Raw genomic sequence first — 16736 nt, 5'->3', positions numbered from 1 at the left:
ACCTGAAACAGGGGATTATGGCTTAAGGAACGCTCTGGTTGTAAGGCTTCTACCAGTTGCTCAAATGGCACGTCTTGGTGAGCGTAAGCATCCATCGCCACTTGTTTCACTCGACTTAACAATTCGACAAATGTCGGGTTTCCTTGTAAGTTGCTACGCAGGACTAAAGTATTGACAAAAAAGCCGATTAGTGGCTCTATCTCCCGCCGATTTCGGTTGGCGATTGGTGAACCAATTACGATGTCTTCTTGATTGCTGTATCTTGCTAGTAAGGTTGCAAAGGCTGCTAGCAAGGTCATAAATAATGTTGTCCCTGAAGAATGACTCAGGGAAATTAATTTAATTGTCAGTTGTTTATCAAGTTGGAATTGTTCTGTACTTCCGGCAAAGCTTTGGACTGCTGGGCGGGTTCTGTCGCTGGGTAATTCTAGCAGTGGTGGGGAATTTGCTAGTTGTTTTTGCCAGTAGTTTAGTTGAGTTTCTAATACTTGTCCGCTTAAATATTGTCGTTGCCAGTGGGCAAAGTCTGCATATTGGATGGTTAATTCTTCTAGGGGTGAGGGTTTTCCTTGAGTGAAGGCTTGGTATAGGGTTGTGATTTCTCGGATAAATATTTCTGTTGACCAGGCATCGGATATTATATGATGCATTGTCACTAGTAGTACATGGGATTCTTCTTTCAGTTGGAGGATGGTGACACGTACTAGGGGTGATGTTTCTAGGTCAAAGGGAAGTTGGGCTTCAAGGGTTGCTAGATGTTCTATTTGTTCTGTTGATGGTTGCGATCGCAGGTCTAATATTACTATGTTTAAGTTGGCTTCGGGGGAGATTATTTGTACTAAGGAATTGTTGTGTATTTGGAAGCTGCTTCTCAGGACTTCGTGACGTTCTACTACTGCATTAACGGCTTGTTCTAGGGCTTTTATGTTTAATGTTCCTGTTAAATGCAAGGCGGATGCTAGGTTGTAGACAGCATTAACCTCCTGCATTTGGTTTAAAAACCATAGGCGTTGCTGGGCGAAGGAAAGTTGTACGGGAGTAGATTCTGTCCTGCGAGGTATGGTTGCAGCTTGCTCAATATGTATACCTTTTTTCTTTAACAGGAGTTTTAGTAATTCCTGCTTTTGCTCTGTAAAGGAATTAGACTGGGGAGAAGAACGATCTATTTTTTTCATCATTTAGTTGCGATCGGATGAGGTTAAAAATAGTATGATTTATTTCACGCAGAGGAGCCAGTGCGTTGGGCGGCTCCGCCGACTTGAAGCACCTGGCGTCGCGCAGAGACACAGAGAATATGAGGAGTTTTAGATCCGTTTGTTTAGCGTCTTCAATAGTTGTGAACATTCAAAGATTCTCCTCTCTGCGCCTCTGCGTGAGATTATTTTTCAAAATCTCTGGCTAGAGGCTGAAGGGGCGTGTAATCTCGGCTGACGAGAAATTCCGGTCTGGGTTCACTGTTGAAATGTGGTATATTCTCAAGACTATTATAAGTAATAATAGCAACTTTGCGGTCATAGGGAGATATGTTGGACACTGAACCATGTACTAGGTTACAGTGAAAAAATAAGACTGAACCTGAAGGGCCTTTCGGTGCGACAATATGATGATTATTGACTAATTTGGTAATAGTTGGTTTGTCGATAGTATATTTTAGATTTGCAACAAAGCTATCCATCCATTCATTTTTTTCTCCATTGCTTGTAGTCTGCTGAGGAGGTGTCTGGAGATGTGTGTAACTTTGTTTGTGAGAACCTGGAATAAAGTATAGCGGCCCGTTAAATTCATTAACTTCATCTAAGAAAACTACTATATTCAGTGCCCTCGGCCATAACATCCCATCTTCTTTATCCCAAAATACAAAATCTTGATGCCAAGGCCATAAATCTCCCTCAAAAGCTGCCTTAAAGTTGACCTTAAATTGGTAAACATATACTTCACTAGCGAGGATTTGCTTGGCTGGTTCCAGCAAACTGGGATGCAATATTAAGCGTTGGAAAATTTCGCTGGTGGTATGACAACCATGAAGCGCGCGCACTGTTTTTTTGTTATTTTCCAAAACCCGTCCTGGTGTATCTTCTTTCACTAAAGGAAGGAGTGCAGCATTCATTTTCTCAACTTCCCTTTGACATAAGCACTCAGGAATAAATAGCATTCCTTGCTCATCATAAACTTCCATTTGTTCTTTTGTCAGTTTCATAATTTCCTTTTGATTAAAAGTACTAAGAGTTTTCTTTTACTGTTTCTAAAGCAGCTTTTACTTCTTCTGGAGAGAGTTGGTTAATTTCTCTGGAGGTGGTGGCAATTTCGTCAATCAGTTCTCTGCCTCCTGTAAGTTTTGCCATAACTTCTACCAGTTCAGTTACCGTAGGATTTTCAAACAAGTCCCGCAAAGTTATTTCTAAATAAAAAGCCTGACTAATTCTGCCAATCATCTGTGTTGCTAACAGAGAATGCCCTCCAAGATTAAAGAAGTTGTCATAGATTCCAATCTTTTCAATACCCAGAAGCTCAATCCAAATTTCTACTAATAACTCTTCTGCTGGTGTGCGCGGTGCAACGAAAATCTCATTTAGTACATAGCTGTTTTCATCTGGTTCTGGCAGAGCAGTTCGGTCTACTTTCCCGTTGTGAGTCAAAGGCAAAGCAGCCAATCTGACAAAGGCAGCAGGAATCATATAGTCTGGTAGTTTCTGTTGGAGAAATTGCCGCAGTTCAAGGGTAGTAATTGTTTGATCTTGCTGAAGTACAATGTACGAAATCAAACGTTTTTCACCTGTTGTTTCAACTTTGATTGTGACTATGGCTTGATTTACCTGTGGATGTTTGTTTAGCACAGATTCGATTTCTCCAAGTTCGACCCGAAAGCCACGAATCTTTGCTTGATGGTCGATACGACCAAGAAATTCAATGTTGCCGTCACTGAGGTAGCGGGCTAAGTCACCAGTTTTGTACAAGCGACTCCCAGGTTCATTGCCAAAGGGGTTAGGAATGAATTTTTGGCTGGTTAATTCGGGGCGGTTAAAGTAACCTCTTGCCAAGTTAACACCACCGATATACAATTCACCAATCACCCCAATTGGGACGGGTTTGAGATGATTATCTAGGATGTAAATTTGCGTGTTGGCGATGGGTTTTCCCACAGGAGGATAGGTACGCCACTCATCTGGTAGCTTTGATAAAGTCAAAGCAGTAACCACATGGGTTTCAGAGGGGCCGTAATGGTTGTGAAGTGAGCAATCTTCCAACTGTTTGAATAGATTAATAATTGGTAAATTTATTTGAAGTTGCTCGCCAGTTGCGATCGCTTCTTTGATATTTTGGAATAGATGTTTTTCTTGCCCGTACATTTCTGCCAATTGCTGTAGGACGACAACTGGAAGAATAACCTTTTGTATAGGTTTGTGTGCTAGGAAATAAATTAACTCTTTGACATCTAAGCGCAAGTTTTCGGGAATCATGAATAGCGTACCTCCCGAACACCAAGCCGCAAACATTTCATGAATGCTGGCGTCAAAACTCAAGGATGCAAACTGTAGAACCCCAACACCTGTTTTCAGGTTTGCCAGATGCCATTGGCATAAATTACTTAATGCTCGATGGGGCAAAGCTATACCTTTAGGTTTACCAGTAGAACCAGAAGTATAAATCACATAAACCAAATTATCCAGATTAACCGCACTCACAGGATTCTCCTTAGACTCCTGAGAAATCACCTCCCAATCAGCATCCAAACACACCAAGCGCCCCTGATTAACAGGTAAACTCAAAAGCAACCGATTCTGAGTCAACAACACCCCAGTACAAGTATCCTCCAGCATCCAAGCCAAACGCTCTTGCGGTAATTGTGGGTCAATTGGCACATAAGCCCCACCAGCCTTCAGAACACCCAACACCCCCACAGCCATTTCCAAAGAACGCTCCATGCAGATACCCACCAGAACATCTGCCCCCACCCCCATTTTTTGTAAATAATGAGCCAGTTGATTAGCTCGCTCATTCAACTGTCGATAAGTTAATTGTTGTTGTTCATAAACAACCGCCACCGCATCGGGCGTCAGTTCCACTTGAGTTGCAAACATATTATGAATACACTCAAAACCATACTCGACTTCAGTATCATTCCACTCCACCAATAACTGTTGGCGTTGTAAGTCAACCAGCAAGGGGAATTCGTCAATTCGACAACTCGGATTGCTGACAATACCCAACAGCAAGGTTTGGAAATGTCCAATCATCCTCTTAATAGTGTCAGCATCAAATAAATCGCTGTTGTATTCCCAAGCCCCAGTCAAACCGTCTTCTGTCTCTGCCATCGACAAGAGTAAATCAAACTTCGCCGTGACGTTGGCTATTTCTAAAGGTATCAGGGTCAAACCAGGCACTTCTAGTTTGCCAATGGGGGCATTTTGCAAGGAAAACATTACCTGAAACAGGGGATTATGGCTTAAGGAACGCTCTGGTTGTAAGGCTTCTACCAGTTGCTCAAATGGCACGTCTTGGTGAGCGTAAGCATCCATCGCCACTTGTTTCACTCGACTTAACAATTCGACAAATGTCGGGTTTCCTTGTAAGTTGCTACGCAGGACTAAAGTATTGACAAAAAAGCCGATTAGTGGCTCTATCTCCCGCCGATTTCGGTTGGCGATTGGTGAACCAATTACGATGTCTTCTTGATTGCTGTATCTTGCTAGTAAGGTTGCAAAGGCTGCTAGCAAGGTCATAAATAATGTTGTCCCTGAAGAATGACTCAGGGAAATTAATTTAATTGTCAGTTGTTTATCAAGTTGGAATTGTTCTGTACTTCCGGCAAAGCTTTGGACTGCTGGGCGGGTTCTGTCGCTGGGTAATTCTAGCAGTGGTGGGGAATTTGCTAGTTGTTTTTGCCAGTAGTTTAGTTGAGTTTCTAATACTTGTCCGCTTAAATATTGTCGTTGCCAGTGGGCAAAGTCTGCATATTGGATGGTTAATTCTTCTAGGGGTGAGGGTTTTCCTTGAGTGAAGGCTTGGTATAGGGTTGTGATTTCTCGGATAAATATTTCTGTTGACCAGGCATCGGATATTATATGATGCATTGTCACTAGTAGTACATGGGATTCTTCTTTCAGTTGGAGGATGGTGACACGTACTAGGGGTGATGTTTTTAGGTCAAAGGGAAGTTGGGCTTCAAGGGTTGCTAGATGTTCTATTTGTTCTGTTGATGGTTGCGATCGCAGGTCTAATATTACTATGTTTAAGTTGGCTTCGGGGGAGATTATTTGGACTAAGGAATTGTTATGTATTTGGAAGCTGCTTCTCAGGACTTCGTGACGTTGTACTACTGCATTAACTGCTTTTTCTAGGGCTTTTATGTTTAATGTTCCTGTTAAATGCAGGGCGGATGGAATGTTATAGATGGCACTGCTTTCTTGTAATTGGCTGAGAAACCATAGGCGTTGCTGGGCGAAGGATGCAGGAAATACGAAGACATCATCTTCGGTGGCTGTTAAAGAATCTTGGGTATGCTTTTTCATCAAAACCTCTGTTGGGCGTTTTGGGAATTTAGTCTCACGCAAAGGCGCAAAGGCGCAAAGGTAAGAGTTTTGCCAAAAATATTGAGATTATTCTTTCTCTTGCATAAGTGAGGAACGTTTCATTCGTCGAGTTTCACGGGAAAGAGGCACTATTGCAGGTGTTTGCAATTCAATATCTTGTTGTTGTAACTTTTCAATAACTTCAGCCAGTTCTGCTACTGTAGGAAATTCAAATAAGTGGCGCAGAGCAATATCCACAGAAAAAGTCCCCCTAATTCGAGAAATAAGTTGAGTGGCTAACAGGGAATGTCCTCCTAGTGCAAAAAAGTTGTCATGTATACTAAGTTTCTCTAAGTTGAGAATTTCAGCCCAGATTGGGGCTATATTTTTTTCCGTAGAAGTGCGCGGTAGAACAAAGGTAGTTGTGGAATCTACGGATGCTTCTGGTGCTGGTAAGGCGCGGCGATCGCTTTTTCCGTTGGGGGTTAGCGGCAATAACTCCATCTGTACAAAGGCGCTAGGCATCATGTAATCTGGTAGTTTCTCACTTAGAAAGCGGCGAAGTTCACTGGTGTCGATTGATTTAGTGTCAGAAACAACATAAGCTACTAAGCGCTTGTTACCTGGTTGGTCTTCCCGGAGGATGACCACAGTTTTCTGGACTTGGGGATGTTGTCTCAGCACTGCTTCAATTTCTCCCAATTCAATGCGAAAACCCCTTAGCTTTACTTGATTATCAATCCGACCAAGAAATTCAATTTTGCCGTCAGTGAGGTAGCGGGCTAAATCTCCAGTTTTATAGAGACGGCTTCCCGGTTCATTGTCAAAGGGGTGAGGAATAAATTTCTCAGCAGTCAAATCTGGACAGTTAAGATAACCCCTGGCAAGACCGATACCGCCAATGTAGAGTTCGCCGATTACTCCAATGGGGACTGGTTGGAGAGACGAATCTAGTATATAAAGCTGGGTATTGGCAATTGGACGACCAATAGGAACTGCACCTGATTGGGAGGTCTCAGGTGTAACCTCGTAGGCACAACATCCAACTACGGTTTCTGTTGGCCCGTATTCGTTAATTACTCTGGTGTCAGGCGCGTAATTGCGCCAAAATGTGAGGCTTTCCGCCAATAGCGCCTCACCGCCAACAATTAACAATCTCGTCTGAGTCCCAACATCTTTTGCCGATAACAATTGGCTTAAAATGTCCAAATGAGCAGGAGTGATTTTAACAAAGCTGAAATTACTGTTAAAACTTAAGGCTGTACACAAAGCCTCTATCTGTTCATTTTCTGGCAGCATTACTACCTTCTGTCCCACTAATAAGGGAGAGAATAAGCTGGTAATAGTTGCATCGAAGCTAATGGAAGAGTTAACAGGAACGCCATTCCCTTTGACTACTGCATAGGTTTGAACAGACCAGACCAGGTAATTTATCAGTCCTCGATGAGCGATCGCAGTTCCTTTTGGTTTTCCTGTAGATCCTGATGTATAAATTACATAAGCTAAGTTAGCTGTATCAACTCCACTGACAAGATTTTGCTTGCTATAAGTAGAGATTTTCTCCCACCCCGCATCCAATAAAATCACAGAAAATCCTGTGTCAAGAAGCACTGATTTTAATTTCTCTTGAGTCAACACCACAGATACTTGGGCGTCTGACAACATATAAGCCAAGCGTTCTTGAGGTAATTGGGGATCTAACGGCACATAAGCTGCACCTGCTTTGAGTATCCCTAACAGTCCAACCATCATCTCAAGGGAACGCTCCATACACAGGGCAACCAACACCTCTGGTCTTACACCTAAAGATTGTAAATAATGAGCGAGCTGATTGGCGCGATCGTTTAACTCCCGGTAAGTTAGCTGTTGGTCTGCAAACACCACTGCCACTGCATCTGGTGTCTGTTCTACCAAGGACTCAATTAGCTGGTGGATACACTTATCTTGCGGATAGTCTGCCTGAGTATCATTCCACTCTGTTAGCAACTGCTGTCTCTCCGAAAGCGTTAGCATCGGTAATTCCCACAAACTTCCTTGGGGATTTGCCACCATCCCCAAAAGTAAGGTCTGAAAATGACCCAACATTCGCCGGATCGTTTCTGAATCAAAGGAGTTAGTATCGTAGCCAATGCGTACAGAAAACTCTGAACCAGGTTCCGCCACCACTGTCAAGGGATAATTCGTTTGGTCGAAAGCCCGAAAATTGCTAATTGTTAAGCTGCTATCCAACTGTTGCAAAGAAGCGTCTACTGGATAGTTTTCAAACACTACAATGCTCTCAAATAAGGGCATTCCTGGCGGTACATCACTAAGACTTTGAATTTCAGCCAGTTGAGTATATGAATATTCCAATCGTTCTACTTGCTGTGCTTGCAACTCACGCAGCCAAGGCAGTAGTTTCGCTGAGGCTGAGACTTGCACCCGCACGGGCAGGGTATTGATAAACAGTCCTACTATCGATTCCACTCCCGCCAAAAGAGGAGGGCGACCGGAAACAGTGGCACCAAAGATGACATCTGATTCCCGACTATAACGGCACAGCAGCAATGCCCAAGCTCCTTGCACTAGGGTATTTAGTGTGAGATGGTGTTGTTGTGCAAAAGACTGAATTGCAGTGGTTGCTGTTGTCGATAAGCTAAGATTTTGTTGTTCGTAGATCGGCTGGTTGGTTCCCTTGACTCTAGCTTTATCTACCACTAAAGGAGTCGGAGCAGTTAAGCCTTTGAGTGCTTGACGCCAAAATGCTTGTCCTTGGGAGGGGTCTTGCTGCTGCAACCAGGCGATGTAATCCCGGTAAGGGCGCGGTGTATCTAAATATAAATTATTATCTTTGCAATATGAATCATAAAAAGCCAAAACTTCTTTAAAAACGATTGGATAACACCAGCCATCAAGGAGTAAATGATGGTGGCTCCAAATAAAGTAGAAAGCCTCGGAAGCAATCTGAATCAAGGTGTAACGCATGAGTGGAGACTGATTCAGTTCAAATCCCTTGGCGCGATCGCTTTCCAATAAAGTCTCTAACTGCTGTTGCTGTTCAGTCAAACTCAGACTTTGCCAATCGTTCTCAAACCAAGGTAAATTTACTGACTTATGCACGACTTGGAGGGGTTCATCTAAACCATCCCAAACAAAGGCGGTACGCAAAATTGGATGACGAGCGATCGCTTGCTCCCATGCCTGTTTAAATGCCAATATATTTAAGTTCCCGTGAAGCGTGCAGCACTGCTGCTGAAAATAAACTCCCCACTCTGGCGCATACAAAGAGTGGAAGAGTATGCCTTGCTGCATGGGTGAAAGAGTATATATATCCTCAACATTCTTCATCTAAAAACCTCCTGGAAACTCTCACCATAGCTGTAAACCCTTTTGCAGCAAGTAGTTGACTTTTAACTTAATTGAGCAGAGAGGATATTTTTTTTAACTTTTCTTCATCCAATTTTGCCAACGGAAAGTCTGAAGGTTTGTAATCTCCGTCTTCGGGCGACTGACGGGGAGCAATAATCGGCACTGGGTCATCTTGAATATTTATATTTAATACGGATGCTAACTCAGCGATGGTCTGATGCTGAAATAGCTGCTTGAGCGTCAGTTGTAGACCTCCTTGGTGAGCTTGGGCAATGACTTGAATACTAATAATGGAATCTCCACCGAGTTCAAAGAAGTTGTTATGGATACCGACCTGCTCCAATCCCAGGACTTTTGCCCAAATAGTAGCCAAAATCTTTTCTGTAGGAGTATTAGGTAGTACAAAGCTGACTGATGAATTTACGGTTACTTCTGGTGCTGGTAAAGCGCGGCGATCGCATTTGCCATTAGGCGTTAGTGGCAAGGCTTCCAGTTCCACAAAGGCACTAGGAATCATGTAATCCGGCAGCTTCTCCCCTAAGAAGCGGCGAATTTCGCTGGTGTCGATTGATTCATTCTCAGTGACAATATATGCTACCAAGCGCTTATTACTTGGTTGGTCTTCCCGGAGAATAACTATAGTTTCTCGTACCTGGGGATGTTGTCTCAACACCGCCTCAATTTCTCCCAATTCGATGCGGAAACCCCTGAGTTTCACCTGATGATCAATCCGACCAAGATACTCGATATTACCATCTGGTAAATAGCGAGCTAAGTCACCAGTTTTATAAAGGCGGCTTCCTGGCTGATTATTAAAGGAGTTGGGAATGAATTTTTCCGCAGTCAAATCTGGAAGTGCCAGATAACCTCTCGCCAAACCAGCGCCACCAATATAAAGTTCGCCCCTGACTCCCATTGGAACTGGTTGGAGATTGCGGTCAAGAATGTAAATCTGGGTGTTGGCAATGGGACGGCCAATAGACTCTAAAGCCTCATTGCGAACCAAACGGCTGGCGCTGATGTGGGAAATAGTTGACCAGATAGTTGTTTCGGTGGGGCCATACAGATTCCAGAGAGAGCCTCCTTTTTCTAGCAATTTATCGGCAAGGACTTGAGGTAAAGCCTCACCCCCACAGAGGATTTTCAATTGAGGAGAAGCTTCCCACCCAGAGGCCTCCAGCATTCGCCATGTAGCTGGAGTGGCTTGCATGACGGTAGCCTGAGATTTAACCAACTTCTCTAACAATCTTGCTCCATCACCAGCCTCTTCATGGCTGGTTAATGATAATTTTGCTCCAACAATTAGTGGCAAGTAAAGTTCGAGAGCCGCAATATCAAAAGATATGGTAGTAACTGCCAGCAAAATATCTTGGTCTGTCAAACCTGGCTGCTGTTTTAAGGAATTTAAGAAGTTAGCGACAGAATAATGGGTAATTTGAACGCCTTTAGGCTTTCCTGTAGAGCCGGAAGTGTAAATCGCATAAGCCAAATTTGCGGGTGTTACACCACTATTCAGATTTTCTTGAGCTTCCTGGTTGATTGTCTGCCAAATTGTATCTAAACAGATTAGATGCGTGCCATTGTCGGGCAATGCAGCTTGCAACCGTTCCTGTGTCAGCAATATTGATACTTGGGCATCTTTGAGAATAAAGGCTAACCGTTCTTGCGGTAATTGCGGGTCTAAAGGTACGTAAGCACCACCAGCTTTCAGAATACCAAGCAACGCCACTACCATTTCTAGCGATGCCTCCGGCAACGTCTCCGACGAACGCTCTAAGCATATACCAACTAGTACTTCTGGTTTTACCCCGATTTTTTGCAAGTAGTGTGCTAACTGGTTGGCGCGAACGTTCAATTCCGAATAAGTTAGATGTTGGGCATTGTCGCCATCTGTAAATTCTAATGCGATCGCATTCGGTGTCTGACAAGTCTGCGCTTCAAACATCTGATGTATGCATTGGCAGAGGGAATCCTCAGTCTGGGTATGATTCCAGTCCACGAGTAACTGTTGTCGCTCCACCTCTTCTAACAGACCGAATTCTGAAATTCTTTGCTCTGGATTGACAACAATTTCCTGAAGCAAATTCTGGAAATGTCTCGCCATCCTTGCAATTGTGGCAGCATCAAATAAGTCGGTGTTGTATTCCCATTCCCCAATCAGTCCCTCTTCGGTTTCCTGCATCACCAATGTCAAGTCAAATTTCGCTGTCGCACTCTGATTTTTCAAAGGAGTTAAAGTCAAACCTGGAAGTTCCAGTTTCCCCATCGGTGTATTATGCAAAACAAACATCACCTGAAACAAGGGACTATAGCTCAGGGAACGCTCTGGTTGTAAGGCTTCTACCAACTGCTCAAAGGGCAGGTCTTGGTGGGCGTAAGCATCCATTGCCACCTGCCGGACTCGACTAAGTAACTGTTGGAACGTCGGGTTGCCCTGCAAATTGGCACGCAATACGAGACTGTTGACAAAAAAGCCAATTAGTGATTCTATCTCCCGACGATTGCGATTGGCAATTGGCGAACCGACTAATATATCTTCCTGATCAGTGTAGCGCCCTAGTAAGGTGGCAAATGCTGCCAGTAAGGTCATAAATAAGGTTGCGCCTGACTTCTGGCTGAGAGTTTGCAACTTCTGTGTCAGGGTGCAATCAATCTGAAAATACTCGATATCCCCTTGGAAGGTTTGTATTGGTGGGCGCGTTCTATCGGTGGGCAACTCTAGCAACGGCGGCGTCTCTGCTAATTGTTGTCGCCAGTAGTCGAGTTGTACTTTCACCGCTTCCCGACTCAACCATTGCCGTTGCCAGTGGGCAAAGTCTACATACTGAATGGTTAACTCTGGCAATGGTGTTCGCGTAGCGTCTCGCAGAGAAGGTTTGCCTTGACTAAAGGCTTCATAGAGGGCTGCCACCTCGCGGATAAATATCCCGATTGACCAACCATCAGAGACAATATGGTGCATTGTCACCAATAGCACATAAGAGTCCTCACCCAGCCGCAATAAAGTGACGCGCAGTAAGGGGCCTGATGCCAGGTCAAAGGGACGCTGTTCTTCAAGCCTTGCCAAATGTTGCACCTGTTGGGATTGCTCGCTTTCTGGTAAGATTTGCAAATCCACTATGGGTATAGTCAGATTTAAGTTTGGCGCGATGGCACTCACGACAGCCCCATCGCTCATAGCAAAGGTGGTTCTCAGAACTTCATGACGTTGCACAATTTCTTGTACAGCCATTTCTAGAGCAGTTACATGGAGCGCACCAATCAGCCGCAGGGCAACTGATATATTGTAAGTGGCACTACCTGATTCCAATTGGTCGAGAAACCAAAGCCGTTGCTGGGCAAAAGATAGAGGCAGGTTTGCATTTCTGGCAACCGACTCGAAGGACAATGAGTGTAACCCCAATTCAGTTTGGCACAAAGACTCAACCACAGAACCGAGTTGGGCAATGGTGGGAGTTTCAAACAAGCTGCGTTGAGGGACTTCTACTGAGAATGTATCCCTGATTCGGGAAATCAGTTGAGTAGCTAATAAGGAATGTCCCCCAATTTCAAAGAAATTCTCATGAATACCGACTTTTTCCAGACCCAAAACTTCAGCCCAGAGTGGGGCTAAAATTTCTTCTGTAGGAGTGCAAGGTGCATCAAAGCTAGCTTCTTTACTTCTACGGAATGTCTCAGTTTTTGGCAGTGCCCCATAGTCTATCTTCCCGTTAGGGGTCAGTGGCAATTCCTCCAGCAACACAAAGACGGCTGGGATCATATAGTCAGGGAGAATTTCGCTCAAGTCTGCACGCAACTGCGAACTATCTAACCCTGGTTCTCCCACTATGTAAGCTACTATTTCTTGGTTCCCGTCATTACCAGTGATTGTCAGTGCAACAGCTTGGGTGATTCCAGGGAGGCGGCACACAGCAACTTCAATTTCCCCTAATTCAATCCGATAACCACGGATTTTAACTTGACGGTCTTGACGTCCCAAGAATATCAACTCACCACTGGGAAGTCTCTTGGCAAAATCCCCGGTTTTGTAGAGCTTTTCCCCTGGCGCAAACGGGTTTTCAACAAATTTGCTTGCGGTCAAATCTACGTTGTAGAGGTATCCTCTGGCTAGCCCTTTCCCTGCAACACAAATCTCACCTACTACTCCCGTTGGTACAGGTCTGAATAATTGATCAAGTAGATATACTGCGGTGTTGGCAATCGGTTTACCTAATTGTATGGCGATCGCTTCCGTATTTTCCGCTTCTAATTTGTAAATAGTAGTGCAAACAGAAGTTTCCGTGGGGCCGTAAGCGTTGAAGTAGTTCAACTGCTGGGCATAGTGATGAGCATCCACAGACTGGGCGGTTTCACCTGCTGTAATCATCACACGCAGATATTGAAAATTCGGTTGCTCTAAGGCTCGGAGATAGGCAGGGGGAAAAGTCGCAACGGTTACTTTTTGTGCATCTAGGTAAGTAAGGAACTGCTGTCGATCTGCAATGGTTGCTTTGTCTATCATTACCACAGCTGCACCTGAGAACAGCGCCATAAATATCTCTGACAATGACGCATCAAAGGAAGCATTGGCAAACTGCAATACCCGATCTGTTTGTTGGATACCGAAGACATCTATTTGCGCTATTGCCATATTCACAAAGCTCTGATGCTCTACCATCACCCCCTTTGGTGTGCCTGTTGACCCCGATGTGTAGATGATATAAGCCAAGTCAGAGGGCTGGCTGAGGGACAAAGGAGGATTTGTAGCACAATCAAGTTTTTCCAACTGCACATCCATTGCAAACATGGGAATGTCTAGCAGATTTTGTAGTTGGGGGAGGTTTTCTAGCTCCATGAGCAAAACCTTAAGCTCCGCATCTCTGATGATAAATTCTAAGCGATCGCTTAAATTATCGGGGTCAATTGGCACATAAGTACCACCAGCTTTCAGAATCGCCAGCAAGCCAATGATTAAGCGATCGCTACGCCCCACCATCACACCAATTGGCTCATCAGGCTGGATATTATACTGCATTTGCAGATAATTAGCAAGTTGATTAGCTATAGAGTCGAGTTCCTGGTAGGTTATGGCTCGGCTAGAAGTTTGAATAGCTATATTTTGCGGCGTTTTTAATACCTGATCTGCAAACATTTCATGGATGGTTTGAGATTGGCTCTCAATGCGATCGCCTATAGCCCAATCCCCAAGCAGCTTGATTTTCTCATCTGGCGATAAAATTTCCAGATTTGCCAAATATGTATCATACTGGGCATAAGCTGACAATAAATTTTGTAAATGCTGTGCAAAACCATGCACAAAAGAGCGATCAAAGCGCATTGGGTTGCAGTGCCAAGTCAAGCTCAGAGCCGCTTTTTTATCAATTTTGATCGCCCAATCATAGCGATTTAGATCAAAGGATGAGCCATGAATTTCTGGTAGCCATACTGCAACATTAGTCGTCAGATGATCTTTGGTGCGATCGCTGGCAATTATTTCTCGATATGGGAAACTTTGATAGCTGTAACTTTGAGAAACTATCTGGGAAAACTCAGAAATAAATGTTTTTAAAGATTTTGTTTCATTAACTGAAATAATCAGGCTCACCTGCTCTCCCATCGCTTCACTTGGCTGTGGAATTGCCAAGGGAGGAGAATCAATTAAAATAGTTGACCGTCCAGTATATCGGCTTAACAAATAAGCGATCGCGGAAACTACCACAACGTAGATTCCTAATAAATCTTGTTTAGCGATCGTATCAATTATCTTTGTCGTAGTTTCATCCAATTCAAAGTGATATATTTCTTTCTCATCCTGACACAAACAACCAGGTTGAAAAGTTCCTTCTAGTAAAAAAGGTGCTGCAATTTGGGCGAGTTGTGTCTTCCAAAAATCGGAATGCGGCTGATACGTTTTTCCGGTGTAGTGCCACAAATTTTGATGCAATCTTGTTTGGCTCATAGCACAATCTCTTTTTTTCCAAAAAGTAACTCGGCAAATATACCTTTTGATTTACACTCAGTTATCAAGCGTTGAGCTTGAATTATTGGATTAGAATCTTCTTGTAATTCAAGCCCTAAAATATATCTCAGCCAAGGCTCTTGTCCCATTGCATAAACATACATTTGCTGAGGATGGAAAACATCGACCAGATGCATACCTTCCAAATAATTACAGCCCCGACCTAAGCGACTACGATCCATCGGCCGCGGCAAAGGTGACTTAAATAACGGCCCATAAACCCAGGAGGGTGGTGAACCGTCACATTCCATACCTAAAAAAATCAGATCAACATCCCCGGTGTAATCGTGGATGCGGTGATACAAAACTGGATCAATATTGCAGGAATCAGCCTCCACCAATATGGAATGGTCAAACAAGCGCACTAGATAAGTCAATTTGCTGAGAACTAACAAATCGTGATGCTCCCCTAGAAATGGAAGACCAACAATCACACCTCCAGGAATTGCAATCTCGTCCATTTCTCTGAGTTCAATCACATTTTTGAACCCAAGATATTTCAGGATGAGTCCCAACGATGGGTCTTGAATAGCTCCTTCATAGTTGCGACCCACTACAACATTCCCAACTTTATGCCGCAATTGAATTAATGTTTCCGGCAAAAAGTGATCTTGATGGCTGTGAGTGATTACGACATAATCAATCCAATCGGGTAAATCTTGATAGGTGTAACGAGGAATTTTGGAATCGTAAGCATAGCTGATGATTGGATCAAACAGGATGCTAATGTCCTTAGTCTCAATTAACAGGCACGCATGACCGAAATATCGAATTCGGACACTATTGCCAGTGTATTTTTGATAATCAGGTGGAGATTCCTCAGTAAAAAATGATCTAAAAAGTTTTGCATCTGCAATTTCAACCCCCAACTGACTACAGATATAATCATAGTTTTGGGGAGTTGATTTCATCTTAAAAAGCTCATCTAATCCTTGATGAGCAAAGGGAATTGGTAAATGAGCATATTTCTCGTTCTTCAGTCTAGGCGTACTGAAAATGAATGGGCGATTGTAATCTTGCTCAACTTGAGAAAGTCCAATGCTTTGGCAATTCACATCATAAAAACGACTACGATAAAGAAGCTGTTCAAAAAACCTAAATGTTGCGTTGTGGTTGAGGTCATAGCTCAGTTCTACGTAACCTTGGAGGATTTCCGGCACTTTGGGATAAAGCGACTCCAAACTGTAACCCTTGGCATCACGACTCAAGAGGCTTTGCAGTTCCTTGACTGCATGGACAAAATCTATTAAATGTCCGTGGCGCTCCTTGGTTTGTTGCAAAAGCTCCTTAACTTCATCTACCCTTGGAGCATCCAAGGCGATGAATGGGCCACTTTGCATCGCTGGGTTTTTCAAGGCTAGGATGTGGAGATCGGGAGAATTGGTGTATGAGGTCATGATTGCCAGGTGGCGTTCAACCATATTCATGGCGGCCGTAGCTGGGGGGATCAGCAATACCCATGCCACCCACAAGTTGAATAGAGGTTCAACCTGGATATCCTGCCTGAAATACAACTTTTGGCTCGACATCTTACGTTACCTAGTAATGTCCATTCAGCAAATTTGACATTTCTGTTAAAGGGTAACAGGGGCTAATTTTGTCTCGTTCCGAGGGGCTGCTGCCTCCCAAATTCGCGGCAGCAGCCCAATGATGAGCATTTCCAGCCGAGAGGCTAGAAACGAGGTTTTAAGGGGGTTTGTTGGGCTTAAGTTGACACCAATGGCGTCTCGCCCGCCCGTAGCCCAAGGCTGGCAAGATGCCCACCCCACAAGAGTTTTACTTCTAAGTAATATGCAAATTAAATGTCCAACAGCTTATTAGCCTTTAGGACTGATATGAAACTAAAAACTAAGTTTTAACGTATAACTTGATATTAAACG

The 16736-nt window shown here is 43.8% G+C and carries 5 protein-coding genes and 1 pseudogene; all 6 read right to left on the bottom strand.

All coding sequences use genetic code 11. The features are described 5' to 3' along the window. Window positions 1-1178, bottom strand: a 1178-nt coding sequence (locus tag F8S12_RS08990) for a condensation domain-containing protein (protein ID WP_230967895.1), incomplete at its 3' end; no start/stop codon positions are given. Between the two features lie 200 nt (window positions 1179-1378). Then, window positions 1379-2197, bottom strand: coding sequence for a phytanoyl-CoA dioxygenase family protein (locus F8S12_RS08985; RefSeq protein WP_196515964.1), 819 nt, complete (start codon window positions 2195-2197; stop codon window positions 1379-1381). Between the two features lie 22 nt (window positions 2198-2219). Beyond that, entirely contained in the window at window positions 2220-5510 is a 3291-nt protein-coding gene (locus F8S12_RS08980) for a non-ribosomal peptide synthetase (protein WP_196515963.1), read from the bottom strand. Window positions 5511-5597: 87 nt separating this feature from the next. Further along, a pseudogene (locus F8S12_RS08975) lies at window positions 5598-8837 on the bottom strand (non-ribosomal peptide synthetase); the annotation flags it as partial. Between the two features lie 67 nt (window positions 8838-8904). Continuing rightward, the gene (locus F8S12_RS08970) at window positions 8905-14796 is read right to left on the bottom strand and encodes a non-ribosomal peptide synthetase (RefSeq protein ID WP_196515961.1); all 5892 of its coding nucleotides are present in this window, start codon (window positions 14794-14796) and stop codon (window positions 8905-8907) included. Next, window positions 14793-16385, bottom strand: a complete 1593-nt coding sequence (locus F8S12_RS08965; protein WP_196515960.1) for an MBL fold metallo-hydrolase — start codon at window positions 16383-16385, stop codon at window positions 14793-14795. Before F8S12_RS08965 ends, F8S12_RS08970 begins: the two co-directional genes overlap by 4 nt. Window positions 16386-16736: the final 351 nt, after the last annotated feature.

The sequence above is a fragment of the Nostoc sp. WHI genome (genome assembly GCF_015714725.1).
GTDB lineage: Bacteria > Cyanobacteriota > Cyanobacteriia > Cyanobacteriales > Nostocaceae > Nostoc.
The sequence above is the reverse complement of the archived record's forward strand: the minus strand, read 5'-3'. Positions and strand labels throughout refer to the sequence as shown.